This is a genomic window from Streptomyces sp. JLBG701, assembly GCF_058544905.1.
This window is the reverse complement of sequence record NZ_CM178588.1, coordinates 2,763,364-2,787,774: the sequence shown is the minus strand read 5'-3', so window position 1 is coordinate 2,787,774 and position 24,411 is coordinate 2,763,364. Positions and strand designations below refer to the sequence as shown.

At 70.8% G+C, this 24,411-nt stretch carries 24 protein-coding genes; 12 read left to right on the top strand and 12 right to left on the bottom strand.

From position 1 onward, the window contains the following. Nucleotides 1-31 precede the first annotated feature (31 nt). From AC5DRG_RS12740 to AC5DRG_RS12730, 3 genes are read left to right on the top strand one after another with little or no spacing between them, the layout of a single operon-like run. Nucleotides 32-1,084 (top strand): aminotransferase class V-fold PLP-dependent enzyme, encoded by a 1,053-nt coding sequence (locus AC5DRG_RS12740; protein WP_491810276.1) that lies wholly within the window; start codon nt 32-34, stop codon nt 1,082-1,084. Between the two features lie 57 nt (nt 1,085-1,141). Continuing rightward, on the top strand, nt 1,142-1,756 hold the full coding sequence (locus AC5DRG_RS12735) for an RNA polymerase sigma factor (RefSeq protein WP_491810274.1): 615 nt from the start codon (nt 1,142-1,144) through the stop codon (nt 1,754-1,756). Nucleotides 1,757-1,802: 46 nt separating this feature from the next. After that, nucleotides 1,803-2,870: a maleylpyruvate isomerase family mycothiol-dependent enzyme gene (locus tag AC5DRG_RS12730; protein WP_491810273.1), complete on the top strand. Its 1,068-nt coding sequence runs from the start codon at nt 1,803-1,805 to the stop codon at nt 2,868-2,870. Between the two features lie 27 nt (nt 2,871-2,897). Here the strand turns inward: AC5DRG_RS12730 and thpD are convergent, their stop codons facing one another. The 5 genes from thpD to AC5DRG_RS12705 form a co-directional block, all read right to left on the bottom strand. Beyond that, complete coding sequence (gene thpD / locus AC5DRG_RS12725; protein WP_491810271.1) at nt 2,898-3,788, bottom strand: ectoine hydroxylase; 891 nt, start codon at nt 3,786-3,788, stop codon at nt 2,898-2,900. A gap of 4 nt (nt 3,789-3,792) precedes the next feature. Next, nucleotides 3,793-4,203: an ectoine synthase gene (locus AC5DRG_RS12720; protein WP_491813026.1), complete on the bottom strand. Its 411-nt coding sequence runs from the start codon at nt 4,201-4,203 to the stop codon at nt 3,793-3,795. 31 nt (nt 4,204-4,234) lie between these two features. Then, on the bottom strand, nt 4,235-5,506 hold the full coding sequence (ectB, locus tag AC5DRG_RS12715) for a diaminobutyrate--2-oxoglutarate transaminase (protein ID WP_491810270.1): 1,272 nt from the start codon (nt 5,504-5,506) through the stop codon (nt 4,235-4,237). 68 nt (nt 5,507-5,574) lie between these two features. Beyond that, nucleotides 5,575-6,081, bottom strand: coding sequence for a diaminobutyrate acetyltransferase (gene ectA, locus AC5DRG_RS12710; protein WP_491810268.1), 507 nt, complete (start codon nt 6,079-6,081; stop codon nt 5,575-5,577). Nucleotides 6,082-6,348: 267 nt separating this feature from the next. Further along, nucleotides 6,349-6,876 carry a DinB family protein gene (locus tag AC5DRG_RS12705; RefSeq protein WP_491810267.1) on the bottom strand — a complete coding sequence of 176 codons (528 nt, stop codon included), beginning with the start codon at nt 6,874-6,876 and terminating at the stop codon, nt 6,349-6,351. A gap of 158 nt (nt 6,877-7,034) precedes the next feature. On the opposite strand from AC5DRG_RS12705, the gene AC5DRG_RS12700 reads away from it, so the two are divergent. The 3 genes from AC5DRG_RS12700 to AC5DRG_RS12690 are packed head-to-tail and all read left to right on the top strand — an operon-like array spanning nt 7,035 to nt 11,132. Further along, on the top strand, nt 7,035-9,683 hold the full coding sequence (locus tag AC5DRG_RS12700; protein ID WP_491810265.1) for a YfhO family protein: 2,649 nt from the start codon (nt 7,035-7,037) through the stop codon (nt 9,681-9,683). A 34-nt stretch (nt 9,684-9,717) separates the two neighbouring features. Continuing rightward, nucleotides 9,718-10,695, top strand: coding sequence for a glycosyltransferase family 2 protein (locus AC5DRG_RS12695; protein WP_491810263.1), 978 nt, complete (start codon nt 9,718-9,720; stop codon nt 10,693-10,695). Continuing rightward, nucleotides 10,695-11,132: a GtrA family protein gene (locus AC5DRG_RS12690; RefSeq protein WP_491810261.1), complete on the top strand. Its 438-nt coding sequence runs from the start codon at nt 10,695-10,697 to the stop codon at nt 11,130-11,132. Before AC5DRG_RS12695 ends, AC5DRG_RS12690 begins: the two co-directional genes overlap by 1 nt. Here AC5DRG_RS12690 and AC5DRG_RS12685 read toward each other — a convergent pair. After that, the gene (locus AC5DRG_RS12685; protein ID WP_491810259.1) at nt 11,101-12,234 is read right to left on the bottom strand and encodes a pyridoxal-phosphate-dependent aminotransferase family protein; all 1,134 of its coding nucleotides are present in this window, start codon (nt 12,232-12,234) and stop codon (nt 11,101-11,103) included. The genes AC5DRG_RS12690 and AC5DRG_RS12685 overlap by 32 nt on opposite strands. Nucleotides 12,235-12,422: 188 nt before the next feature. Between AC5DRG_RS12685 and AC5DRG_RS12680 the strand changes: the two genes are divergently transcribed. The 6 genes from AC5DRG_RS12680 to AC5DRG_RS12655 all read left to right on the top strand — a co-directional run bounded on the left by AC5DRG_RS12680 (nt 12,423) and on the right by AC5DRG_RS12655 (nt 17,807). Then, the gene (locus AC5DRG_RS12680) at nt 12,423-13,274 is read left to right on the top strand and encodes an ABC transporter substrate-binding protein (RefSeq protein ID WP_491810257.1); all 852 of its coding nucleotides are present in this window, start codon (nt 12,423-12,425) and stop codon (nt 13,272-13,274) included. Continuing rightward, nucleotides 13,271-14,104 carry an amino acid ABC transporter permease gene (locus AC5DRG_RS12675; protein WP_491810255.1) on the top strand — a complete coding sequence of 278 codons (834 nt, stop codon included), beginning with the start codon at nt 13,271-13,273 and terminating at the stop codon, nt 14,102-14,104. Before AC5DRG_RS12680 ends, AC5DRG_RS12675 begins: the two co-directional genes overlap by 4 nt. Further along, nucleotides 14,101-14,880 (top strand): amino acid ABC transporter ATP-binding protein, encoded by a 780-nt coding sequence (locus AC5DRG_RS12670; RefSeq protein ID WP_491810254.1) that lies wholly within the window; start codon nt 14,101-14,103, stop codon nt 14,878-14,880. The genes AC5DRG_RS12675 and AC5DRG_RS12670 overlap by 4 nt, the downstream gene beginning before the upstream one ends. Before the next feature lie 88 nt (nt 14,881-14,968). Further along, the gene (locus AC5DRG_RS12665) at nt 14,969-16,060 is read left to right on the top strand and encodes an amidohydrolase family protein (RefSeq protein ID WP_491810252.1); all 1,092 of its coding nucleotides are present in this window, start codon (nt 14,969-14,971) and stop codon (nt 16,058-16,060) included. A 79-nt stretch (nt 16,061-16,139) separates the two neighbouring features. Continuing rightward, nucleotides 16,140-16,625, top strand: coding sequence for a PNPOx family protein (locus AC5DRG_RS12660; protein ID WP_491810251.1), 486 nt, complete (start codon nt 16,140-16,142; stop codon nt 16,623-16,625). Nucleotides 16,626-16,865: 240 nt separating this feature from the next. Next, complete coding sequence (locus AC5DRG_RS12655; RefSeq protein WP_491810250.1) at nt 16,866-17,807, top strand: SCO1860 family LAETG-anchored protein; 942 nt, start codon at nt 16,866-16,868, stop codon at nt 17,805-17,807. A 205-nt stretch (nt 17,808-18,012) separates the two neighbouring features. On the opposite strand, the gene cobC is transcribed toward AC5DRG_RS12655, so the two are convergent. Genes cobC through cobM form a run of 6 tightly spaced genes read right to left on the bottom strand, consistent with a single transcriptional unit; the run spans nt 18,013 to nt 24,342 of the window. Continuing rightward, nucleotides 18,013-19,068 (bottom strand): Rv2231c family histidinol phosphate aminotransferase CobC, encoded by a 1,056-nt coding sequence (gene cobC / locus AC5DRG_RS12650; protein ID WP_491813025.1) that lies wholly within the window; start codon nt 19,066-19,068, stop codon nt 18,013-18,015. Next, nucleotides 19,058-19,981 carry a sirohydrochlorin chelatase gene (locus AC5DRG_RS12645; RefSeq protein ID WP_491810249.1) on the bottom strand — a complete coding sequence of 308 codons (924 nt, stop codon included), beginning with the start codon at nt 19,979-19,981 and terminating at the stop codon, nt 19,058-19,060. The genes cobC and AC5DRG_RS12645 overlap by 11 nt, the downstream gene beginning before the upstream one ends. Further along, nucleotides 19,978-20,565 carry a precorrin-8X methylmutase gene (locus AC5DRG_RS12640; protein ID WP_491810247.1) on the bottom strand — a complete coding sequence of 196 codons (588 nt, stop codon included), beginning with the start codon at nt 20,563-20,565 and terminating at the stop codon, nt 19,978-19,980. The genes AC5DRG_RS12645 and AC5DRG_RS12640 overlap by 4 nt, the downstream gene beginning before the upstream one ends. Next, nucleotides 20,562-22,262: a precorrin-3B C(17)-methyltransferase gene (gene cobJ / locus AC5DRG_RS12635; protein ID WP_491810245.1), complete on the bottom strand. Its 1,701-nt coding sequence runs from the start codon at nt 22,260-22,262 to the stop codon at nt 20,562-20,564. The genes AC5DRG_RS12640 and cobJ overlap by 4 nt, the downstream gene beginning before the upstream one ends. Then, the gene (cbiE, locus tag AC5DRG_RS12630) at nt 22,259-23,527 is read right to left on the bottom strand and encodes a precorrin-6y C5,15-methyltransferase (decarboxylating) subunit CbiE (protein WP_491810243.1); all 1,269 of its coding nucleotides are present in this window, start codon (nt 23,525-23,527) and stop codon (nt 22,259-22,261) included. The genes cobJ and cbiE overlap by 4 nt, the downstream gene beginning before the upstream one ends. After that, nucleotides 23,524-24,342 (bottom strand): precorrin-4 C(11)-methyltransferase, encoded by an 819-nt coding sequence (gene cobM / locus AC5DRG_RS12625; protein ID WP_491810241.1) that lies wholly within the window; start codon nt 24,340-24,342, stop codon nt 23,524-23,526. Before cobM ends, cbiE begins: the two co-directional genes overlap by 4 nt. Nucleotides 24,343-24,411: the final 69 nt, after the last annotated feature.

Sequence of the window (24,411 nt, the reverse complement as noted above, 5' to 3'; positions counted from 1 at the left end):
CGACGACTTCCCGGGGCCGCAGAGTGGACCCATGGAGACCTTCGAGAGCCTGGTCCGCGCCGAATTCGCCCCGAAGAACACCTTCCTGAACACCGCGAGCAACGGCCTGCTGCCGGCCCGTGCCGTGGCCGCGCTGCACGAAGCCGTGCTGATCAGAGCCGAGGGCCGGCCGCTCGACCCGCTGTACGCGGACGTGGAGGAGGCCCGGGCCGCCTTCGGTCGGCTGGCGGGCGTCCCGGCCGACCGGGTGGCGGCCGGAGTCTCGGTCGCGGCCCACACCGGGGTGATCGCGGCCTCGCTGCCCTCCGGCGCCGAAGTCCTCACCGCCGAGGACGACTTCACCTCCGTCCTCAACCCCTTCCACGTGCGCGGCGACCTCAAGGTGCGCACGGTCCCCCTGGAGCGGCTCGCCGAGTCCGTCCGCCCGGGCACCGCGCTCGTCGCGGTCAGCGCGGCCCAGTCCGCCGACGGCCGCATCGCCGACCTGCCCGCGCTGCGGGACGCGGCCCGGGAGCACGGGGCCCGCACCTACGTCGACTTCTCCCAGGCCGCCGGCTGGCTGCCGATGGAGGCCGACGCGTACGACTTCACCGCCACCGTGAGCTTCAAGTGGCTGCTCGGTCCGCACGGGGCCACCTTCCTCACCGTGCCGGAGGACTTCGGCGGGCTGACGCCGATCCTGGCCGGCTGGGTCGCGGGCGAGATCCCCTGGGACAGCTGCTACGGCCCCGTGACCGAACTCGCCCACTCCGCCCGGCGCTTCGACCTCACCCACGCCCTCTTCACCTACTCCGCACTGCGCAATTCCCTCGCCCTGATCGAGGAACTCGGCGTGGACGCCGTACGCGCCCACGACCTGGCCCTGGCCGACCGCTTCCGTACGGGGCTCGCGGAGCTCGGCCACGAACCCGTGCCCGCGCCCGGCTCTGCGATCGTCTCCGTGCCCGGACTCGGCCATCGCCAGCCCGAGTTGAGGGAGGCGGGCATCGAGGTCTCCAACCGCGCGGGCAACCTGCGCGCCGCCTTCCACCTGTACAACACAACCACCGACGTCGAACGCCTGTTGGACGTCCTGTCTTCCTGAACCACTGGCGCGCGCCCGGTGGGGAGGATAGGAAGGGCACCAAGGGGTGGTGGTGCCGTGGAGTCCACGGGCAATGTGTCCGTCGATCTGCCTGCCGACGCGGAGCTGCATCGGCGGCTGGTGTACGGCGACGAGTCCGCACTGGCCGAGGCGTACACGGCGTACGGGGGGCTGGTGCGGCGGATCGCCATGCGCGTCACCCGCAGTCCGGGCGCCGCCGAGGACGTGGCGCAGGAGGTCTTCGCCCAGCTGTGGAGCAGGCCGTACGCCTTCGACGCGCGTCGTGGCTCACTGCGCACCTGGCTGTCCATGCTGGCCCACCGGCGGGCCGTGGACTGGGTGCGCAGCGAGGCCCGGCACCGCAAGGACGCCCGCGCCGACGACTCCGCGCTGCACGCCATCCCCGACGCCTCGCCCGGCCCCGACGAGACGGTCGTCGACCGAGAACGCTCCCTCCTCCTGCACTCCGCCCTCGCCGAACTCCCGCAGCCCCAGCGGGAGGTGGTCCACCTCGCCTATTTCGCGGGCCGCACCTACCGCCAGGCAGCGGTGGAACTCGGCATTCCCGAAGGGACCGCCAAGACCCGCCTGCGCACCGCCTTACGCACATTGGCTGCTTCTTTGGCGGATTCGGCAGACCCGCCCGACCCGGCGCTCGAAAGAGGCGCATGATGGCAGACAGGGGAACAACGGGGGAGAGCTGGAAAGGTGGTGGGCGGTGACCACGGATCACGAGGGTACTGACCACGACGACGTACGGGACCTGCTGGCCGCCTGGGCCTTCGAGGCGCTGGAATCCGGCGACGAGGTCACGGTCCGCGCGCACCTGGCCGAGTGCGAGAGCTGCGCCGCGGAGGCGCGCCGGCTGCGCGCGACGGTACGGCTGCTGGACGGAACGCCCGTCGAGGAGCCGATCGAGTCCCTTGACGAGCACGAGCACGAGCACGAGCCGCGGTCCCACAACGGCAGCGGTGTCGCCGACATCCTGGCCGTCGCTCTACGCACCCGCCCCGCCGCTTCCCGGGTCGCCGCACACGCCGCCCCCTACACCGCAGCCGTGGCCGGCCTGAAGGCGCTGCTGCACGAGGCTGACGGCCGCTGGAACACCCCGGTCGTGCACGATTGGGACGTCCACGCCACGGTCGCCCATCTCCTCGCCGCCGACGAGCACTTGGCGGCCCGGCTCGGCATCGACGCACGCGTACCGCCCTCCCGGTTCGAGGAGGGCGTCAGCTGGGCGGACGCCTGGAACCGGCGCACGGCCGACGTGATCGCCCACGAACGGGGCCGCAGGCCCGAGGAGACCGTCGACACCTGGTCCGCGCAGGCCGGCGCGCTGCTCGCATCGCCGGAGGCCCACGACCCCGAACTCGCCGCCAGGGCAACGATGTTGATGGGCGTACGGCTCCCGGTCGCCGACCACTTCGTCGTGCGGGCCTTCGAGGCGTGGATCCACTCCGACGACATCGGCCGAGCCCTGGGCGTGAACGTTCCGCCGCCGCCCGAGGAACACCTGTGGCAACTCGTCCACCTCGCCGTGCGCATCCTCGGCCTCGCCCTCGGGCCCACCGCACCGCCGGTGCTCGTCGCGATCACCGGCGGGGAGGAGTGGGTGCTGGGCTCCGAGGACGAACCCGTACAGGCCGAACTCGTCCTGGATCCCGTCGACTTCTGCCTGCTGGTCGGCGGACGCTACACGCCCGACGAGGTGCCGCGGGGCACCACCGGCGACGAGAGTGCCGTACAGAACCTACTGGAGCGGGCGGCGTCACTCGCTTGGCTGTGACACCGCCCGCTTGTAAGGGAGTTGGTCCTACCGGACCGGGGTGAAGTCCCTGGCGCCGATGAAGGACGGCCGGGGTACCGGCGCCGCGAACGGCTCGACCGCCTTGTTCTCCACGCTGTTGAACACGATGAAGACGTTGCTGCGCGGGAACGGGGTGATGTTGTCGCCGGACCCGTGCATGCAGTTGCAGTCGAACCAGGTCGCCGAACCCGCCTTCCCGGTGAACAACTTGATGCCGTACTCGCCCGCCATCGCGGTCAGCGCCTCGTCCGAGGGCGTGCCCGCGTCCTGCATCTGGAGCGACTTCTTGTAGTTGTCCTTCGGGGTGGCTCCGGCGCAGCCCAGGAACGTGCGGTGGGAGCCCGGCATGATCATGAGGCCGCCGTTGGTGTCGTGGTTCTCGGTCAGCGCGATCGAGACGGACACCGTCCGCATGTTCGGCAGACCGTCCTCGGCGTGCCAGGTCTCGAAGTCCGAGTGCCAGTAGAAGCCGCTGGCCCCGAACCCCGGCTTGACGTTGATCCGCGACTGGTGGACGTACACGTCCGAGCCGAGGATCTGCCGCGCCCGCCCGACGACCCGCTCGTCGCGCACGAGGCTCGCAAACAGCTCGCTGAGCCGGTGCACCTCGAAGACGGACCGGATCTCCTGGGACTTCGGCTCGACGATCGACCGCTCGTCACCGCGGATCGCCGGGTCGGCGATGAGCCGCTCCAACTCCGCGTGGTAGACAGCGACTTCGTCCTCGCCGATGAGCTGCTCGACGGGCAGGAAGCCGTCACGCTCGTACGCCTGGAGTTCGGCGACGGAGATCGGCCCGGGCGTGGTGGGTGTGCCCCAGACGACGGGGTCCCGGCGGGGCGCGGACACCTCGGTGGCGCCGCGGCTCGGGTACAGGTCGGTGATCGTGATGGTCATGGGCTCAGACCTCCTCGGGCTCGGGCTCCGTCAGCAGGGGATAGACACCGTTCTCGTCGTGGTCCTCCCGGCCGGTCACGGGCGGGTTGAAGACGCAGAGGCAGCGGAAGTCCTCCTTGATCCGCATGGTGTGCCGCTCGTGCCCGTCGAGGAGGTACATGGTCCCGGGCGTGATCGTGTACCTCTTCCCGGTCTCGTCGTCGGTGAGTTCGGCCTCGCCCTCGACGCACACGACGGCCTCGATGTGGTTGGCGTACCACATGGACGTCTCCGTACCCGCGTACAGGATCGTCTCGTGCAGGGAGAAGCCGACCCTCTCCTTGGCAAGCACGATCCGCTTGCTCTCCCAGGTGCCGGACGCGGATTTCACATGCCGGTCGGTGTCCTCGATGTCCTTGAACGAACGGACGATCACGGTGATCGACAACCCTTCTCTCAAACGGTTTTCATACGGTCTCTCGTACGGCGCGGGCGAGGGTGCGCAGGCCCTCGTCCAGCTCTTCGGGCATGATGGTGAGCGCGGGGAGCAGCTTCACCACCTCGCCCTCCGGGCCGGACGTCTCGATGAGCAGGCCGAGTTCGAAGGCGCGTCGCGCGACCCGGTCCGCGCGCGCCTTGTCGTGGAACTCGATGCCCCAGACCAGCCCCCGCCCGCGGTACTCCTTGACGTCGGCGAGGTTCTCCTCGGTGATCGAGATCAGCGCCTGCTCGATCTGCTCGCCGCGGGCGCGGGTCTGCTTCTCCATGACGGATCCGTCGGCCCAGTACGTCTCCAGGGCGGCTGCGGCCGTGACGAACGCCGGGTTGTTGCCGCGGAAGGTGCCGTTGTGCTCGCCCGGCTCCCAGATGTCCAGCTCCGGCTTGAACAGGCAGAGGGCCATGGGCAGTCCGTAGCCGCTGATGGACTTCGACACGGTGACGATGTCGGGGGTGATGCCGGCCTCCTCGAAGGAGAAGAAGGCGCCCGTGCGGCCGCAGCCCATCTGGATGTCGTCGACGATGAGCAGCATGTCCTGCCGCTCGCACAGGTCGGCGAGCGCGCGCAGCCACTCCGGGCGTGCCACGTTGATGCCGCCCTCGCCCTGCACGGTCTCCACGATCACCGCGGCGGGCTTGTTGAGCCCGGACCCCTGGTCCTCCAACAGCCGCTCGAACCACAGGAAGTCGGGGACCTGGCCGTCGAAGTAGTTGTCGAAGGGCATGGGCGTGCCGTGCACGAGCGGAATCCCGGCCCCGGCCCGCTTGAAGGCGTTGCCGGTGACGGCGAGGGAGCCGAGCGACATCCCGTGGAAGGCGTTGGTGAACGACACGATCGCCTCGCGCCCCTTCACCTTCCGCGCCAGCTTCAGCGCGGACTCCACGGCGTTGGTGCCGGTCGGGCCCGGGAACATGACCTTGTACGGCAGATCACGCGGCCGCAGCACGACGTCCTGGAAGGTCTGGAGGAAGGCGCGCTTGGCGGTGGTCGACATGTCGAGCCCGTGCGTGACGCCGTCCCGCATCAGGTAGTCGATCAACGCCCGTTTGAGAACGGGGTTGTTGTGCCCGTAGTTGAGGGAGCCCGCGCCCGCGAAGAAGTCCAGGTACGCGTGGCCGTCCTCGTCGTACATACGGCTGCCCTGCGCGCGGTCGAAGACGACGGGCCAGCCGCGGCAGTAACTGCGGACCTCGGACTCCAGGGTCTCGAAGACGCTGAGATCGGGCTGGGTGATGGTCACGACGAATCGCTCCTCGGTGTGGGGGGAGTGGGAGTGACGAACGGTGCGAGGGGGGTTGCGAGGGGGGTTCAGAGGCTGAGTGGGCCGATGCGGTACAGCACTTCGGGGTCGTGCGGCCCGTCCGGGAAGTCACCGGCCTCGAACAGGACCGTGCGCTCCATGGCGGCGGCGTGCCGCTCGGCGTACGACGCGAAGAGCCGCTCGGAGGCGAGGTTGCCGGGGGTGATCGTGGTCTCGACCTCGGACAGGCCGCGCTCCGCCGACACGCGTTCGGTGAGCCCGTCGAGCAGCCGCGCGGCCAGCCCGTGTCCCCGGTGCGCGGCGTCGACGGCCACCTGCCACACGAGCAGCGTGCTCGGCCGCTCCGGCCTCACATACCCGGTGACGAAGCCGACCGGCTCACCGCGCCCGTCCCGCACGACGGCCGACGTGGCGGCGAAGTCACGACACCACAGCAGATAGCTGTACGAAGAGTTGAGATCGAGGGATTTCGAGTCCTTGGCGATACGCCACAATGCGGCGCCGTCCGCCACGGCGGGGCGGTCGATGTGCAGGTCTGCTTGCGCGGCAGTCATGCGAATTGAACTTAGCGAGGGAAAATCGAAATTGCATGGCGGAACGGGGTTACGCCTGGGGCTGGGACGTGCTATCACGCGGGCGTGCGCATGAGATATGGGACGATTTGACCGGTAAATAAGGTGCAGATCGACCGCCCTGTGTGACGAGTCACAGATATGTAACCCTCACGAGATCTCTGCGAATTATTTGCGTTTAGCCACAAGGAAAGCGGGCAGAAGAATACGGGGAGCTACTCTGAAGCGAATTCCAGAATTAGCCCCAATTCACGCCCCGGTCACCCCGTCGATTCGCTCCCGCAGGATGTCCGCGTGACCGTTGTGCCGGGCGTACTCCTCGACCATGTGAATGAGCACCCACCGAAGGCTGACCTCCAGCCCGGCCATGGGCCCGTCGGCGATCCGCCCGACATCGTCCAGCGACCGCCCGGCGTACAACTCCCGCCCCCGAGCGACTTCCCGTCGCCAGACGGCGAGCGCCTCTTCGAGCCCTCGCTCCGGATCGAGGACGTACCCGGTCTCCTCCTCGAACACCGGCGGCACGTCGAGCCCCGCGACCGCCCGCTGGAACCAGTTCCGTTCGACCTCGGCCAGGTGCTGGACCAGCCCGAGCAGAGTCAGTGACGAGGGTTCGGCGGACGCGAGTCGCACCTGGGCGTCGTCCAGGCCCGCGCACTTCAACTCCAGCGTGGCGCGATGGAAGTCGAGCCAGCTGTCGAGCATGGCGCGCTCGTCGCCGGTCAGGTGGGGAACGGGGCGGCCGTCGGGGAGGGTCATCGGCGTGTCAGTAGTCATGAGGTGAGCCTGGCACGAGGGTCTGACATCAGCTGTACGCAAGCGGAGTCCAGGCCCGCACTTCCGGCAGCGGCACAACCATCCGGCGGAACCGCCCATCTAAGACGGCGAAATCGATCAGCACGGGGACGCTCCCCGCCGGGCGGACAGGTACAGGTGTGAAACCCGCGAGCCGTTCATCCGAGCCGAAGGCCGGAGCCGTCCTTGGCGGCGAAAGACCGACCGCCGCCCTGTTGGCGGCGGTCATCACCGTCACCGTGTTCTGCGCCGCGGACGCGGTGGCCCGCAGCTACCCCTTCGGCCCGCGCACCCGTAGCGTCAACGACCTGGGCAACCAGTACGTGCCCTTCCACGCGCACCTCTGGGACCTGCTGCACGGACGGGCCGACGGCGGACTCCTCGTCAACTGGCAGTCCGGATACGGCTCCAGCTTCCTCCCCGACCTCGGCACCTACCTCGGCAGCCCGTTCGCCCTGCTCGTCGCGGTGTTCCCACGGGACGAGATCGACCTCGCGGTGTATGTCGTCACCCTGCTGAAGGTGGCGTCGGCCGGGGCCGCCATGGCCTGGCTGTTGCTCGCGCTGCGCCCCGGCCGCTGGTGGGCGGCGGGCCTGCTGGGCGCGTCGTACGCCCTGTGCGGCTGGACCGTGACGGGCGGCGCGTACAACCCGATGTGGCTGGACGGCCTCGTCGCCTTCCCGCTGCTGTGCCTGGTCGGCGAGTGGGTGCTGACCGACCGGCGCCGGGTTCTCGGCGTGACGGTCGTCGCCCTCGCCTGGATCGCCAACTTCTACACGGCGTACATGGCCACCCTGGCCGCCGGTCTCGTCTTCCTGCTCCGGCTGTGGCTCGCCGGCCACCCGCGCCGGCGAAGCCTCGCGGCGGCGGCCCGGGCCGGTGTCACCGTCGCGCTCGGCATGGGCCTGGCCGCGCCGCTGGTGACGGTGGTCTACTTCGGCACCAAGCACGCCTACCCAGGCAGGGTCAGACAGTTCGTGCCCGTGCCGACGGAGGACCTGCTGGCCCGGCTGCTGCCGACGACGTACACCTTCGGTACGCCCGCCCTGTACGTCGGCACCACGGCACTGCTCCTCGCCCTCGCCCTGCCCTTCCACCGGTCGGCTCCCCGGCGCGTGCGCATCGGCTGGACCCTGCTGGCCGCCGGCGTGGCCCTGTCACTCCAGTGGGGCCCGACCCACCTCCTCTGGCACGCCTTCGCCACCCCGCAGGGAAGCCCGTACCGCCAGACGTTCGTCCTCTGCGGACTGTTGGTCATCGCCGCCTGGCACACGCTCTCCTACGGCCTTCCCGGCCGGCGCGCGCTGGCCGCGGCGGGGGCGCTGCTCGCCCTGGTCATCGCCGTCGCGAGCGGCAGCGCGCTGACGCAGCGGGCCTTCACCCTGCCGATCGCCCTGCTCGCGGCCGTGGGCGCGCTGGCCGGACTGGCCCTGCTCGCCCGCACCGAGGGCGGGCCCCTCGGTAGCGGGAGGCGCCGCACCGTACTCGCCGCTCTGGCCGTGACGCTCCTCGTCGGTACGCAGCTCGGAGAGGCCACCGCCACCTCGGCCGTCGCCACCCGGCTGCGCTTCGGGCACATGGACGACTACGCGCCCTGGGGAGCGCGGCAGCAGACGCAGGCGGAGGCGATCGCCGAGGCCGACGGCTGGCCCCGCTACCGCACCGACCCGGGCCGCGAACAGACCGTCGGCAACGACCCGCTGATGGTCGGCGGACAGGGCGCCCAGTACTACAGCAGCCTCACCGCCGACGTCCTCAGCCGTACCCTCACCGCCCTCGGGGACGGCTGGACCTCGCGGGGCCGCAATCTGCAGAGCCTGGACAACGCCGTCACGGACGCGATCTTCTCTGTCGGCGCGCGGGTCCACTCACCGCCGGACCCGCACCAGAGCTGGTTCCCGCAGAACGGCGGCCGGGTGACCGTGTCCCGGCAGGAGGTTCCGCCCCTGGTGACGGTGCGCCCGTCCGGCGAGCCGACTGTCGCCGACTTCGGCCCGTCCCCGTACCGCAACCAGGAACTGCTGCTGGGCACCCGCGTCTACACGGTGCCCCGCATCACCGTACGCACGGCCGACGGCAAGTCCCCGGCCCGCAGCCAAGACGACCGCCCGGGCGTACTCCTCGACCCGGCGGGCAAGCCGACGATCACCGCCAACTGCCCGTCCGGCAACGAGGTTTACCTCTGGGCCCCGCACTTCTCGGGCACCGCGCAACTCACCGGCGCGAGTGCCGACGGCCTGACCGGACGGTTCCGGGCCGACCACCCCGTCACCAAGATCGCCGCCATGCAGCGGCTCGGCACGGTTCCGGCCTCCGGACGCCTGCGGATCGAGCTGACGCCCGACCGGGCGGGCGTCGTCCCCGACGGCGCGGTCGGCTGCCTGGACACCACCCGGCTGCGTACGGCCGTCGAAGGGCTCACGTCCACCGGCGCCACCGACGTGACCGTCTCCGACGGCACCGTCCGGGCCCAACTCCCGCCCGGCAGCAAGGGAACCGCCGTCATCGCGGCCCCCAGGATCGCCGGCTGGCGCTGCGCCGCGGGCGACGGCCCAGCCGTACCCGCGGGGGAGTACTACGGGTTGATCGCCGTCCCCCTCGACGGTTCCTCGACCAGCGTCACCTGCACGTTCCACCCGCCCGGCCTCCGCCTGGGCGGTGCCGTGGGAGGCGCCGCACTCCTGACCCTGATCCTGCTCTGCGTCCTCGACGCCATCCGCCGCCGGCGTGCCACGGGTCGCCCCGCACCACCCACGACCACACCACGACTCGACCGCGCGGACGCCTGACCGACGCTCGCCGACCGCGCCAGGGGGAAAGCCCATGCTCATCTCGATCGTCGCACCCTGCTACAACGAAGAAGACGTCATCGCCCGCTTCCACGACCAGGTCATGAAGGTCGCGGAGCAACTCCTGCCGCTAGGCCACGACATGGAGTTCGTCTACGTCGACGACGGCAGCCGCGACAAGACCCTCGCCGTCCTGGAGGAACTCGCCGAACTCGACTCACGCGTCCGCTACGTCTCCTTCAGCCGCAACTTCGGCAAGGAGTCCGCCCTCCTCGCCGGCCTGAGCCACGCCTCCGGAGACTCCGTGATCGTCATGGACGCGGACCTCCAGCACCCGCCCGAACTCATCGAGCGCATGGTGGACTTGCGCGCCCAGGGCTATGACCAGGTCATCGCCCGGCGCTCCAGAACCGGCGAGGGATTCGTCCGCACCATCACCGCCCGCCTCTACTACCGGTTCGTCAACCGTCTCGTCGACGTCGAACTCGTGGACGGGGTAGGCGACTTCAGGCTGCTGTCCCGCCGGGTGGTGGACGCGGTCCTGGACCTCACCGAGTACAACCGCTTCTCCAAGGGCCTGTTCGCCTGGGTCGGCTTCCCCGGCACCACCTTCGAGTACGAGAACGCCGTACGCACCCACGGCCGGACTTCGTGGAGCTTCCGCAGCCTCCTCAACTACGGGCTCGACGGCCTGCTCTCCTTCAACAACCGCCCGCTGCGCGCCGCCCTCTACGTCGGCATGGGGCTGCTCTTCTGCACCGGCCTGTACACGGCGTGGATCGTCGGCGCCGCACTCGTCAACGGCGTGGAGACGCCCGGCTATGTCACCCTCATCACAGCGGTCACCGCCGCCGCGGGCATGCAGATGATCCTGCTCGGGATCATCGGCGAGTACACGGGCCGGATCTACTACGAGGTCAAAGGCCGCCCGCACTTCCTGGTGAAGGCGACGAACGTGAACCGAACACAGGACCGCACCGCGTGCGACACGACCAAGGACCTCATACCCTGATGCACACCGCACAGAAGACCGGGCAGAAGACCGGCCGGGAATCGGCCCAAGTGCGCCCGATATCCGGCCAGATCCTCACCTTCGCCTTGGTGGGCGTCGTCAACACCCTGACGTACTACGGCTTTTACCTGCTGTTCCTGACCCAGCTGCCCTATCTCGCCGCGCACATCATCGCGTTCGGCCTCAGCATGACCGGATCCTTCTTCCTGAACGCCCGGTTCACCTACCGGATCCGGCCGACGTGGCGGAAGTTCCTGCTGTTCCCCCTGACGAACGCCACCAACTTCGTGGTCTCGACCGCGGGTGTCTACGTCCTCGTCGACATCCTGCACGCCGGGAACCGCTTCGCCCCCCTGCTCGCCTCCGCGGCGGCGGTCCCGGTGACGTTCATCGTCTCCCGGACGATCATGCTCCGGAAGGAGGGAAACACTCCCTGACCGCGCGCCGGGCCCCCGCCACATCCACCGTCAGCCCCTTCGCGGCGAGCGCGGCGCCCAGCGCGGCGAGGCAGGAGTCGACCACCCGCTCGGTCGCGTCAGGGCCGTAGTGGTTGACCCGGATCATCTCCTTGGCCAGCGCACCCCCACCCGCGGCCAGCGGCAGCGCCGGGTCGGACTCCAGGGCACTCGCCACCAGCTCCGACGCGACGACACCCGACGGCGCCCGCAGTGTCGTGGCGACCGGCGCCGCGTCCACGGCCTCGTACACATACGGCTCAAGACCGCCGCCCAGAGCGACAGCCCCCGCCCGCGTGGCCGACGCGGCGGCCCGGTGCCGGGCCATCACCACGTCGAGCCCCACCGCCTCGATCCGCTCGACGCACGCCTCAAGGGCCAGCATCTCCAACTGGGCGGGAGCGTGCAGGAGAGTGCGCCGGCCGCCGTCGACCCACCGCTCCTTCCAGTCCAGCAGGGAGAGGTACGACCGCCGCGGCGCCCCCGGATTCGCCGCCATCCGCGCCCACGCCCGCTCGCTGACCGACACCGCCGACACGCCCGCCGGGCCGCCCATCGCCTTCTGCGCCCCGATCACACACAGGTCCACGCCCCACGCGTCCGGCAGCACCGGCTCGGCCCCGACGGAGGCGACGGCGTCCAGATAGAGCAGGGCGCCCTGCTCCCGTACGACTTCACCGATCTCCGCGACCGGGTTGGTGTTGCCGGTCGCCGCCTCCGCGTGGACCAGTGACACGAAGTCGATCTCGGGGTGCTCGGCGAAGGCGTCCCGGATCTGCGCGGCGGTGACCGCCGTGTGGAAGGGCACCGCGAGGTCGATCACCGTGGCGCCGCAGTCCCGCAGCCAGTCGCCGAAGGTCTGCCCGTAGGGGCCGGTGACGACGTTCAGCGCGGTCGTGCCCGGACCGGCCGTCGCGCGGATCGCGCCCTCCAGCGGCAGCAGCGCCTCACCTTGCATGATCACGACATCCTGCTCGGTGCCAAGCAGCCGGGCCACCCGGTCCTCGATCGAGGCGAAGTGCGCGGCGCTCAGCGGGGCGAGGTCCAGGAAGGGGTGGGTCACGGCGGTGCTCTCTTCGCTCACGTGGGTCGTCGCAGACGAGGGTAACCGGCGGGCACCACCGTCCCCTGACCGGCGACTTCTTAGGCCGTACAGCCCCGTAGCCATCGGTTTGATTTGAGAGACCCAAACTTCTCCTTATAATCAGAACCCGAATCACCGGAACCCACAGTTCCCTCACAGCCGCAGATCCCCCCACAGGAGGTCCCCGCGTGAACACGCTCCTCGGGCGCCGGGCCCGCGTCCTGGCCGCCACCACCGCCACGGCCGGGCTGGTGCTCGTGGCCGGCTGCACGTCGAGCGACGACGGAGGCAGCGCCACGAAGACCGCCGCCGGCGGGGTCGAGCTCGTCAAGGCGGGTCAGCTCACCACCTGCACGCACCTGCCCTACCCGCCCTTCCAGTCGGAGATCGACGGCAAGGTCCAGGGCTTCGACGTCTCCCTCATCGACCTGGTCGCCGACGACCTGGGCGTGAAGCAGGAGATCCTCGACACCCCGTTCGAGAACTTCAAGACCGGCGCCTTCCTCAACGCCGGCGAGTGCGACCTGGCCGCGGCCGGCATGACCATCACCGCCGAGCGCAAGAAGAACGTCGACTTCTCGGACCCGTACTTCGACGCCACCCAGGCCCTTCTCGTCGACAAGGACGGCGGGATCACCTCGCTCGCCGACGCGAAGTCCAAGGGCGTCAAGCTCGGCGCCCAGGCGCAGACCACCGGCGAGGACTACGCCAAGAGCCAGGGCTTCGACCCGGTCTCCTTCGAGTCCTCCGACGCGGTCCTGAGCGGCTTGCGCTCCGGCCAGGTCAAGGCCGTCATCATCGACTACCCGGTGGTCCAGGGCTGGCTCAAGACCGAGGCCAACGCCGACGCCTTCGAGGTCGCCGACAACATCAACACCGGCGAGCAGTACGGCTTCACGGTCAAGAAGGGCAACGCCAAGCTGCTGGCCGCCATCAACAAGGCGCTCACGGACGCCAAGGCGGACGGCACGTACAAGAAGCTGTACGAGAAGTGGATCGGCCCGTATGACGAGACCGCGGCGTCCCCGTCGGCGTCATGACCTCCACGGACGTACAACTCCAGCCGAAGAAAAAGGGCCTGACCCGGCGTCAGAAGCGCAGCCTGTCCCGCGGCATCCAGTACACCGTCTTCGTCGCCGCCGTGATCGCCTTCGCGTTCTCGGCGGACTGGGGCCGGCTGAAGAACCAGTTCGCCCAGTGGGACATCGCCGAGCAGATGTTCCCGGACGTCATCACGCTGGCGCTGAAGAACACCGTGCTCTACACCCTGTCCGGCTTCGTGGTCGGCCTGGTGCTCGGCATGGTCATCGCGCTGATGCGGCTGTCGTCGGTGGGGCCGTACCGCTGGTTCGCCGGGGTGTACATCGAGATCTTCCGCGGCCTGCCCGCCCTGCTGATCTTCATCTTCATCGGCGTCGCCGTCCCGCTGGCCTTCCCGGGCACGGAGATCGTCGGCGGCACGTACGGCAAGGTCGCCCTCGCGCTGGGCCTGGTGGCGGCCGCGTACATGGCGGAGACGATCCGCGCGGGCATCCAGGCAGTCCCCAAGGGCCAGATGGAGGCGGCCCGTTCACTGGGCTTCTCACCGGCTCGCGCGATGATCTCGATCATCATCCCGCAGGCGTTCAGGATCATCCTCCCGCCGCTCACCAACGAACTCGTCCTCCTCTTCAAGGACTCCTCGCTGGTGCTGTTCCTCGGTGTCACCCTGGAGGAACGCGAACTGTCCAAGTACGGCCGCGATCTGGCCAGTACGACCGCCAACTCCACGCCGATCCTCGTCGCGGGCCTGTGCTACCTGCTGGTCACGATCCCGCTCGGCTTCGTCGTACGCCGCATGGAGACGAAGGCCGGGGAGGCCGTCAGATGAGCCGACCGGAGATTCAAGTACGCGGGCTGCACAAGTCGTTCGGCGACAACGAGGTCCTGCGCGGCATCGACCTGGAGGTCGGACAGGGCGAGGTCGTCTGCGTCATCGGCCCCTCCGGCTCCGGCAAGTCGACACTGCTGCGCTGCGTGAACCTGCTCGAAGAGCCCACCAAGGGCCAGGTGTTCGTCGGCGGTACGGAGGTCACCGACCCCGATGTCGACATCGACGCCGTACGCCGCCGTATCGGCATGGTCTTCCAGCAGTTCAACCTCTTCCCGCACCTGTCGGTGACCGAGAACCTCACGCTCCCGCAGCGAAGGGTGCTGCGCCGGGACAAGGCGCAGGCGGCGCAGGTGGCGGCCGAGAACCTGGAGCGAGTGGGCCTGTCGGAAAAGGCCGACGCCTACCCGGCCTCCCTCTCCGGCGGCCAGCAACAGCGGGTCGCGATCGCCCGAGCCCTGGCCATGGGCCCCGAGGTGATGCTCTTCGACGAACCGACGTCCGCACTCGACCCCGAGCTGGTGGGCGACGTACTCGCGGTCATGCGCATGCTCGCCAACGAGGGCATGACGATGATGGTCGTAACCCACGAGATGACGTTCGCGCGAGAGGTGGCCGACCGGGTCGTCTTCATGGACGGCGGAGTGATCGTAGAGGACGGCACCCCGGCGGAGGTCATCACCAACCCGCGCCATGAACGAACGCGCCACTTCCTGTCACGCCTGCTGGACCCGGCGATGGCTGATGTAGAGGACGACCACGACAGCGCCGGGTAGGGGCGCGGGGCTGTATCGATATGCGGCTCCGCCGCGTGGGCGCGACCAGCCACAATGCACCCGCAGCCGACGAACTATGGTGCGTGGCATGAGCCATCACGCGGTGCTGCATGTAAAGGGACGGGTCCTCGTCGGCCCAGAAGACGTCCGCGACGAGCTGTGGGTCGTAGACGGCCGAATCTCCTACGACCGTCCAGCCCGCGCACGCGACACCCGCACGGTGCAGGGCTGGACCCTGCCCGGCTTGGTCGACGCCCACTGCCACGTGGGCCTCGGCCCTCACGGCCTGGTTCCGGAGGACGTCGCGGAGAAGCAGGCGCTGACCGACCGAGAGGCCGGCACCCTCCTCATCCGAGACGCCGGTTCCCCCTCCGACACCCGCTGGGTGGACGACCGCGAGGACCTCCCGAAGATCATCAGGGCCGGCAGGCACATCGCCCGCACCCGCCGCTACATCCGCGGCTACGCCCACGAAATCGAACCGGAGGACCTCGTCGCGTACGTCGCCCAGGAGGCCGGCCGAGGCGACGGCTGGGTCAAGCTGGTCGGCGACTGGATCGACCGCGACCTGGGCGACCTGGCCCCCAGCTGGCCACGGGACGCGGTGGAGGCGGCCATCGCGGAGGCCCACCGCCTCGGCGCCCGCGTCACCGCGCACTGCTTCTCCGAGGCATCCCTCCCGGACCTGGTCGAGGCCGGTATCGACTGCGTCGAGCACGCGACGGGCCTGACCGAGGACCTCATCCCCCTCTTCGCCGCGCGGGGCGTCGCCATCGTCCCGACGCTCGTCAACATCGCCACCTTCCCGAAGCTCGCCGACGGCGGCGAGTCCAAGTTCCCCCGCTGGTCCGCCCATATGCGCCGCCTCCACGAACGCCGCTACGACACGGTCCGCTCGGCGTACGACGCCGGCATCCCGGTGTACGTCGGCACCGACGCCGGCGGCACCCTCGCCCACGGCCTGGTGGCGGGCGAGGTCGCGGAACTGGTCACCGCCGGCATCCCCCCGGTCGAGGCGCTGTCCGCGACGACCTGGGGCGCCCGGCGGTGGCTCGGCCGCCCGGGCCTGGACGAGGGCGCACCGGCGGACCTCGTCGTGTACGAGGGGGACCCGAGGGCGGACGTACGCGTGCTGGCGGCACCGCGACGGGTGGTGCTGAACGGGCGGGTCGTCGGGTAGCCGGGTGCCGAACGGCCCTGTCCGTCGCGACCCTCCGGTTCGACACTGAGAGGTGTCACCCGTGGCGTAGGAGGCAGCGATGCTCGTGTCGGCGATGTTGCTCGTGGGTGCCCTTGTCCTCGGGCTCCTGGCTGTTCTGATCGTCGTCGTGCTCGGGCTGCGGGCGGGCTCCCCGCGGGTCCTGGACGGCATGCGCCGGTTCAACCGCGCCGTCTTCAACCCGATGCAGATGAAATCCGCGGGCACGTCGGGCGCGTACGCCTCCGTGGTCCGGCATCGCGGCCGGAAGTCGGGCAGGGCCTACGAGACCCCCGTCGTGGTCGTGGCGACCGACGACGGGTTCGTTATCGCCCTGCCCTATGACCTGCGCTCGGACTGGACGAAGAACGTGCTGGCCGCCGGGGGCGCCACCATCGTCCACGAAGGGCACAGCCATCAGGTCGACAGGCCCGAGATCATCTCCATGAAGGAGGGGCAACACCACTTCTCCGCCAAGGAGCAGCGGGCGCATGAACGATTCGGAGTGGGGAACTGCCTGAGAGTCCGGCGAGTTGACGCGGCGTAACCGGTCGCCGCTGCCGGGCGTTACACACGCCGTCTTCCGCGTCGGCGCGTCAACCTGAGCGTTCGCACTGAGCGAGGTGCTGGGGCTGGGGTGACTTCGGGGAACACCCGTGCCTGGTGAATCGAAAACGTTCACGGAAAACCCACGATGGGGTGAAGTGGCGGTGGATCGCCCCCCGTTCACTCTCCGTGCGTAATTCTTGGCGGGTCCCAGGCAAGTCTCCCTTTAGGGGTCCCCACCTTGAATGGCATCAACTTCCGTATGCCCGCACGCCGTTTGGCCACTGTCGTGGCGGCCACGGCTCTGGCCGCCGGTCCCGCGGCCCTGGCCGGCGCGGGCTCCGCGCACGCGACCACCGACGAGGGCCGGGCGAGCGCCGTCGTGCTGCGTACCGGGCTCAACGTGTCCCTGCTCAACAAGACCGTGAACGTCCCCCTCGCGGTCTCCCTCAACGAGGTCCAGGCGCCGCAGAGCGCCGAGAAGACCACGCTCACCGCCAAGTTGGACGGCGTCGACGGCGGACAGCCCTTCAGCGTCCTCGGCGCGGAAGTGGCGTCGGCGAAGGCGACCGTGACCGCCGACAAGGCCGAGGCGACCACGAACATCGCCCACGCCAAGCTCCACCTCCCGGGCCTGCCGCTCCTGTCGCTCATCGAGGTCGGCGCGGTCACCTCGAAGGCGAGCTGCGAGGCCGGTAAGACCCCGGCCGCCTCGTCGAACCTGGTGGGCCCCGTGACGGTGCTCGGCAAGAAGGTCACGGTGACCGCCGGCGGCACGACCGACGTCCAGGTGCCCGGCGTCGGCGAGGTGCGCCTCGACCTGTCGAAGACCGAGACCACGTCCCGTACGGCGGCCGCCACCGCCCTCGAACTCAAGGTCTCCGTCAACCCGTTGGAGCTGAACGTCGCCGAGGTGGAGGGCACCCTGACCCTGGCCAAGGCGACCTGCGAGGCACCGCAGGGGGCGGCGGCTTCGGATCCGTCCGCGGACCCCAGCGCAGACCCGACGGCGGACTCGACCGCGACCCCGGCGTCCGGCGTGCAGGCCCAAGGCGGCGCGGACGAGGCGGGGTTGGCCGAGACCGGCGGCAGCTCGACGACCCCGTACCTCGCCGCCGGAGCGGTCGCCCTGCTCGCGGCGGGCGCGGGAGCGGTGGCCCTGTCGCGCCGCCGCCGGAGCTGACCTGCCGGCAAGCGTTCTCACCGTTGACCCACGTTCGGCGCACGCCGCGGACGTGGGTCGACGTCATTTCCGGCCCCGAGATCCTCCTCCTGGATGGGCCGGATCACCCTCGCCCACAAGGGCGACGTCCTCGCCGACAAGGACGCCCACTCCACCTCGCCCCCACCCGCTACACCGACTGGCTCTCCTGACTGAACGGGTCGCGCTACTGCGACCCCGTCGCCCGCTCCAGCGCCACGAGGAAGGAGTTCGCCGTCGCCCGGTCCCGTACCGCCAGCCGCAGCCACTCCTCGCCCAGCCCCGGGAACGTGTCCCCGCGCCGCACAGCGAACCCGAGCTCGCGCAGCTCCCGGCGCACGGTGGCGGCCCGAGGCAGCCGTACGAGGACGAAGGAGGCCTCGGCGGGCTCGACGACCCGCAGCCCGCGCGAGGCCAACTCCTTGAGCCCGGCGACGAGATGGGCCCGGTCGGCGGCGATGCGGTGCGCGGCGTGCGCGGCCTCCGCGAGCGCCTGGGGCTCCACACAGGCCTCGGTCGCGGCGAGCGCGGGCGTGGACACCGGCCACAGCGGCTGGGCCCGCTCCAGTTCCGCGATCGTCTCGGGGGACGCGAGCACGTACCCGATCCGCAGCCCGGCCAGCCCCCACGTCTTCGTCAGGCTGCGCAGTACGACGAGCCCGGGCACGTCGGTCCGCCCGGCCAGCGCCTCCCGCTCACCCGGCACCGCGTCCATGAACGCCTCGTCGACCACCAACGTCCGCCCGGGACGGGCGAGTTGTGCGATGGTGTCGGCCGGGTGCAGCACCGACGTCGGATTCGTCGGATTGCCGATCACCACCAGGTCGGCGTCCTCGGGAACGGCCGCCGGATCCAGCCGGAAACCGTCCTCCTCCCGCAACAGCACCCGGTCGACCGTGTGCCCGGCGTCCCGCAGCGCGGCCTCCGGCTCGGTGAACTGCGGGTGCACGACGACCGGCTGACGGACCTTCAGGGCACGCGCGAGCAGCACGAAGGCCTCGGCGGCACCCGCGGTCAGCAGCACCCGCTCCACACCGAGCCCGTGCCGCGCCGCCACCGCAGCCCGCGCCACCCGCCCGTCCGGATAGGCGGCGAGGCCGGTCAGCGACCCGGCGATCCGCTCCCGCAGCCAGGCCGGGGGAGTGTCGGCGCGGACGTTCACGGCGAGGTCGACCAGCGTCGAGCCGTCGTCACGCACCTCGGAGTCCCCGTGGTGCCGCAGGTCGTGCGCCTCAGTGGGCATGGGTGTGAGCGCCATGGTGGTGGTGTCCGTGGTGGTGGCCGTCATCGTCAGGATGGAAGTGCGGCTGTTGCGGCAGCCCCACCTTGTCCTCGAAGCCGGGCAGTGCGATCCGGTACACGCACGAGTCGCAGTTCATCCGCAGATCGCCCTTCACGGCCTCCCGGTACCGCTCCATCACCAGGTCCAGCAGCTCAGGCTCCGGCCCGATGACATCCGCGCACCGCACCTCGACCTCCGGATGCGCGGCCGCCCACCCCTCCGTCTGCTGCCGCACCCGGTCCGGCAGGATGCCCGTGAAGAGGAAGTACGGGAGTACGACGATCCGCCGCGCCCCCAGCTTCACGCACCGGTCGAGCCCGCTCGGCACGTCCGGAGCCGCCAGCGACACGAACGCCGTCTCCACGCCCGCGTAACCGCGCCCCTCCCACAGCAGCCGCGCCGCCTTGAGCACCTCGGCGTTGGCGTCCGGATCGGTCGACCCCCGGCCCACAAGGAGCACGGTCACATCGGCCCGGTCGGCAGGCGTGCGCGCCCCACCGCCGAGTGCCTCGTCCAACCGCCGCTCAAGCACCGACAGCAGCGAGGGGTGCGGGCCCAGCGGACGCCCGTACGTGTACGAGATCCCGGGGTGCCGCTCCTTCTCCCTGGCCAGCGCCGCCGGGATGTCCCCCTTGGCGTGACCGGCGGACACCAGCATCAGCGGTACGGCGGCGAAACGCCGTACGCCCTGGTCCACCAGCTCGGTCACCGCGTCGCCGAGCGGCGGCGGGGACAGCTCGATGAAGCCGCCCGCGACGGGCAGTTCGGGGTGCCGGGCCCCCAACTCCCGGACGAAGTCACGGAACGCCTCGGCTCCGGCCTCGTCCCGGGTGCCGTGGCCGGCGATGAGCAGGGCGGGCGGCGGGGTGGTCAAGATTTCTCCTCAGTGGAAACGGGGTGGTACAGCAGGGCGTTGAGCGCGGCGGAGGCGACCGCCGAACCGCCCTTCTCGGACACGTTGCTCACGGCGGGCAGTCCGCTCTCGCGCAACGCGGCCTTGGACTCGACCGCGCCGACGAAGCCGACGGGCAGGCCGATGACGAGTACGGGGGAGGCGTCCAGGGTCAGCAACTCCTCCAGGGCGGTCGGAGCGTTGCCGATCACCCAGAGGGCGCCAGGACCGACCTGCTCGTAGGCGAGGCGTATCGCGTGTGCCGAACGGGTCAGCCCGGGACCGGACTTGGCGTTCCGGAGCCGGCAGACGGTCTCCCGCCGGGTGATACCGGCGGCGACCATCTCCACGTCCACGACAACGGGCGCACCGCCGTGCAGAGCAGCGTGCGCCTTCTCCAACTCGCCCTCGTCCATGACGAGATCGCTCGCGTAGTCGAGATCGGCGGCGGAGTGGACGACCCGCTCCACCACCGCCCGGGTCAGCGGCGGGAAGTGCGAGGTGTCCAGGCGGGCGCGCAGCCGCCGGTAGGACTCCACCTCGATCGGGTGGACCACACGGTTCACTTGGCGCCCTCCTCGGATGCCTGCCAGCGGTAGCCGCGCGGCGTCACCATGCGCCCCGCGATGTCCCGGGTCGCCGTGTTGCCCACGGTCACGACCGTCATCATGTCGACCGTCGCCGGGTCCAGGGAGGCCAGTGTCGTGAGCCGACTGGACTCGTCCGACCGCGACGCGTTCCGTACGACCCCGACCGGCGTCGTCGGCTCCCGGTGCTCCGCGAGGATCCCGAGCGCCTTCGGCAACTGCCAGTCGCGGCCCCGGCTGCGCGGGTTGTAGAAGGTCACGACGATGTCCGCCTCCGCCGCGGCCCGCACCCGCCGCTCGATGACCTCCCAGGGAGTGTGCAGGTCGGACAGGCTGATCGACACGTGGTCGTGCCCGAGCGGCGCACCGAGGATCGCGGCGGCGGCCAGGGCGGCGGTGACACCCGGCACCCCGACCACGTCGATGTCGTCGGACGCCTCGGCGAGCGCCGGCGAGGCCATCGCGTAGACCCCCGCGTCCCCGCTCCCGATCAGCGCGACGGCCTGCCCACGCATGGCCTCCGCGACGGCGGTCCGAGCCCGCTCCTCCTCCGCGCCGAGCCCCGACTCCAGGACCCGGGTACCCGGCCGCAGCAGATCGCGGATCTGATCGACGTACTGATCGAGCCCGACGAGCACGGAGGCACGCCGCAACTCCGCCTTCGCGCGCGGCGTCAGCAGGTCCCGGGCACCGGGCCCGAGCCCGACGACCGCGAGCCGCCCGCGCGCGGGACGTCGTACGACGGCACAGGTCGCCATGGCCGGCAGCCCGTCCGCCCGCTCCGACTTCCGCTTGGGGACGAGGAGTTCACCTCCGCCGACGAGCGCGGCGGCCTCCGCGACGGAGGGGGTGCCTACGGCGGCGAGGGGCGCGTCGGACGGGTTGGGCACCTCGACCGACGCCAACTCCTCGGCGGAGTAGGTGATCAGGGGCACGCCCAGGCGCCGAGCCGCCTCCACGATGCCGGGCTCCGCGGCCTTGGCGTCCACGGTGGCGAGTTCGGCGATGCTACGGCCGGACAGTCCCGCATCCCGCACCGCGTCCTCGATCAGCCCGAGCACCTCGTCGACGGGCGCGTCCTTCGAGGCGCCGACGCCCACGACGAGGGAGGGCGGGCGGAGGACGACCTCGTGCTCGGTCGGCTCGACCGCACGATCGGTGAGCCGGATGGTGTACGACCCCTGCGGCGCGACCGGCAACGGAGGCAGCGGCCACGCCAACTCGGCGTCGAGAGCGACGGGTTCGCCGTCCAGCAGCGCCCGCGACACCGCGGCGACGGCACCCTCCACGGGCAACCCGAGCGTGTCCAGCCCTGCCAGCCCGACGGAGTCCGTCGCGGTCGTCACGACTGGCTCGGCGTCGAGCAACTCACCCACTTCCCGGGCGAGTTCATTCGCCCCGCCGCCATGCCCGCCGACCAGCGAGACGGCGAACCGCCCGCCCTCGTCGACGCACACCACACCCGGGTCGGACGCCTTGTCGGCGAGCAGCGGGGCCACCAGCCGTACGACCGCCCCCGTCGCCAGGAAACACACGAGCTGCTCGCACTCCGCGAACGCGGCCCGTACGGCGTCCCCGACGGAACCCTCGTACACGCGCGTCCGTTCCGGCCACGCCGCGGCCAGCCGGTCCCGCGCAGCCGCGCCCGCCGAGGTGGCGGAAATGAGGCCGATCACTGAGCAACTCCCTTGATGTCGATGCTGATGTCGATGTCGGTAGGTGCCGCGGGACGCGTGCCCCACAGCAGAAAAACGGGATTGGTGGCCGCGAGCCGGGTCACGTCACCCGGCAGCGGTGCCAGCCGCGACGACTGCAACAGCACCCCGTCGCAGCCGAACCCGGCGGCGGTGAGCGCCTCGCGCACCGCCGGTACCCGGTCGAGGGCGGCCATGGCGACGACGACGTTCCGCCGGGCCCGCCGTGCGCACGCGGTGACGATGGCGGGCAGTTCGCGCCCGCCACCGCCGATGAACACGGAGTCGGGGTCGTCGAGGTCGGACAGCACGGTCGGCGCCGCCCCGTGCACGACGCGCACATCGACGCCGTGCGCGTCGGCGTTGGCGCGTATCCGTTCCACCCCGTCCCGGGTCTTCTCGATCGCGGTGACGGCGGCGCCGAGCCGCGCGCACTCGACGGCCACGGATCCGGAGCCCGCGCCGACATCCCAGACCAGGTCCCCGAGGCGCGGCCCGAGCCGGGCCAGGGCCAGGGCCCGCACCTCGAACTTGGTGATCATCGAGTCGCGGTGGGCGAACTCGCCCTCGTCCAGGGCCCATCCGGCGGGAACGGGCGACGCCCCGGCGACGGTACGGACCGGACCGAGCACCCGCGTCTCGTCGAGGCACAGCACCACGCTCACCCCACCGCCGTTCCAGTCCCGGGCCGCGGCCTCGGCCGGGGTGACCCGCTCGACGCGTTCGTGCTCGGGATCGCCGAGCGCGGAGGCGACGACGAGGACACGCTCGCGAGACTCGTAGGCGAGGGCGGCGCCCAGCTCGGCGGGCCCGGAGCCGGGCCCGGTCAGCACAGCGACCTTGGGATGCGCACGACAGACGTTGACGGCCGTACGAAGATCCCGCCCGTGTGCGCTGACGACGACGGCGTCGTCCCACGTCAGCCCGAGCCGCGCGAACGCGGTCGCGACGGAGGAGACGCCGGGCCGGACGTCCAGCAGCCCGGCCCCGAACCGCTCGGCCAACGCCCGCACGATCCCGAAGAACCCGGGGTCCCCGGAGGCCAGCACGACCACGGGGCTCTGCTTGTCGAGATGCCGTTCGATGACGTCCAACGCCAGTGCCAGCGGACCAAGGACGACCTGCTCCGCGTCCGCCGGCACAGCCGCGGCGGCCAGGTGCCGACGCCCGCCCACGACAAGCCGCGCGCCGGCCAGCACCTCGGCCGGAGTCGGCGCCCCCGTCCCCGTACCGACGACGGTGATCACGTACTCGCCCCTCGCGCACGCAGGGCCTTGCGGGCCTCCGGGTCGGCCTTGCGATAACCGTGGAAGTGACCGGGGTGGTAGAGGTGCGAACGCGTGCCGGACGCGTCGAGGGCCGGGCCGACGAGGAAGAGGGTGTGCTTCCAGAGCTTGTGCTCCTTGACCGTCTCCTCCAGCGTCTCGATCGTGCACCGCACGACCAGCTCCTCGGGCCAGGTGGCCTGATAGGCGACGACGACGGGCGTGGAGGTCGGATAGCCGCCCTCCAGCAGCTCCCGCACCAACTGCCCGCTGCGGGCGGCCGACAGGAAGATCGCCATGGTCGTACCGTGCTTGGCGAACTCCCGCACCTCCTCACCGGGCGGCATCGGCGTCTTGCCGCCGCCGAGCCGGGTGAGAACGACGGACTGCGCGACCTCGGGAATCGTCAACTCACGCTGGGCGAGGGCGGCGACGGCGGAGAAGGCGGAGACACCGGGCACGACCTCGGTCTCGACGCCGAGCGCGGCACACCGATCGAGCTGCTCCTGGGTCCCACCCCAGAGGGCAGGGTCGCCGGAATGAATACGAGCGACGCGCAACCCCTCCGCCACGGCCCGCTCATAGACGGCGACGACGTCTTCGAGAGACATGGTCGCCGAGTCGAGGATCTCCGCGCCCTCGCGCGCGTGGTCGAGGACCTCCGCCTGCACCAGGCTGGCCGCCCAGATCACGACATCGGCCTCGGCGATGGCACGCGCGGCACGGAACGTCAGCAAGTCGGCGGCGCCGGGGCCGGCACCGACGAAGGTCACCTTGCCGGTGGGGGCATCGGCCATGGGAGGGGTCCTCTCGTACGGAACTACGGGTATTACGGGTTACTGCGCGGGTCTATTGCTGATGGATCG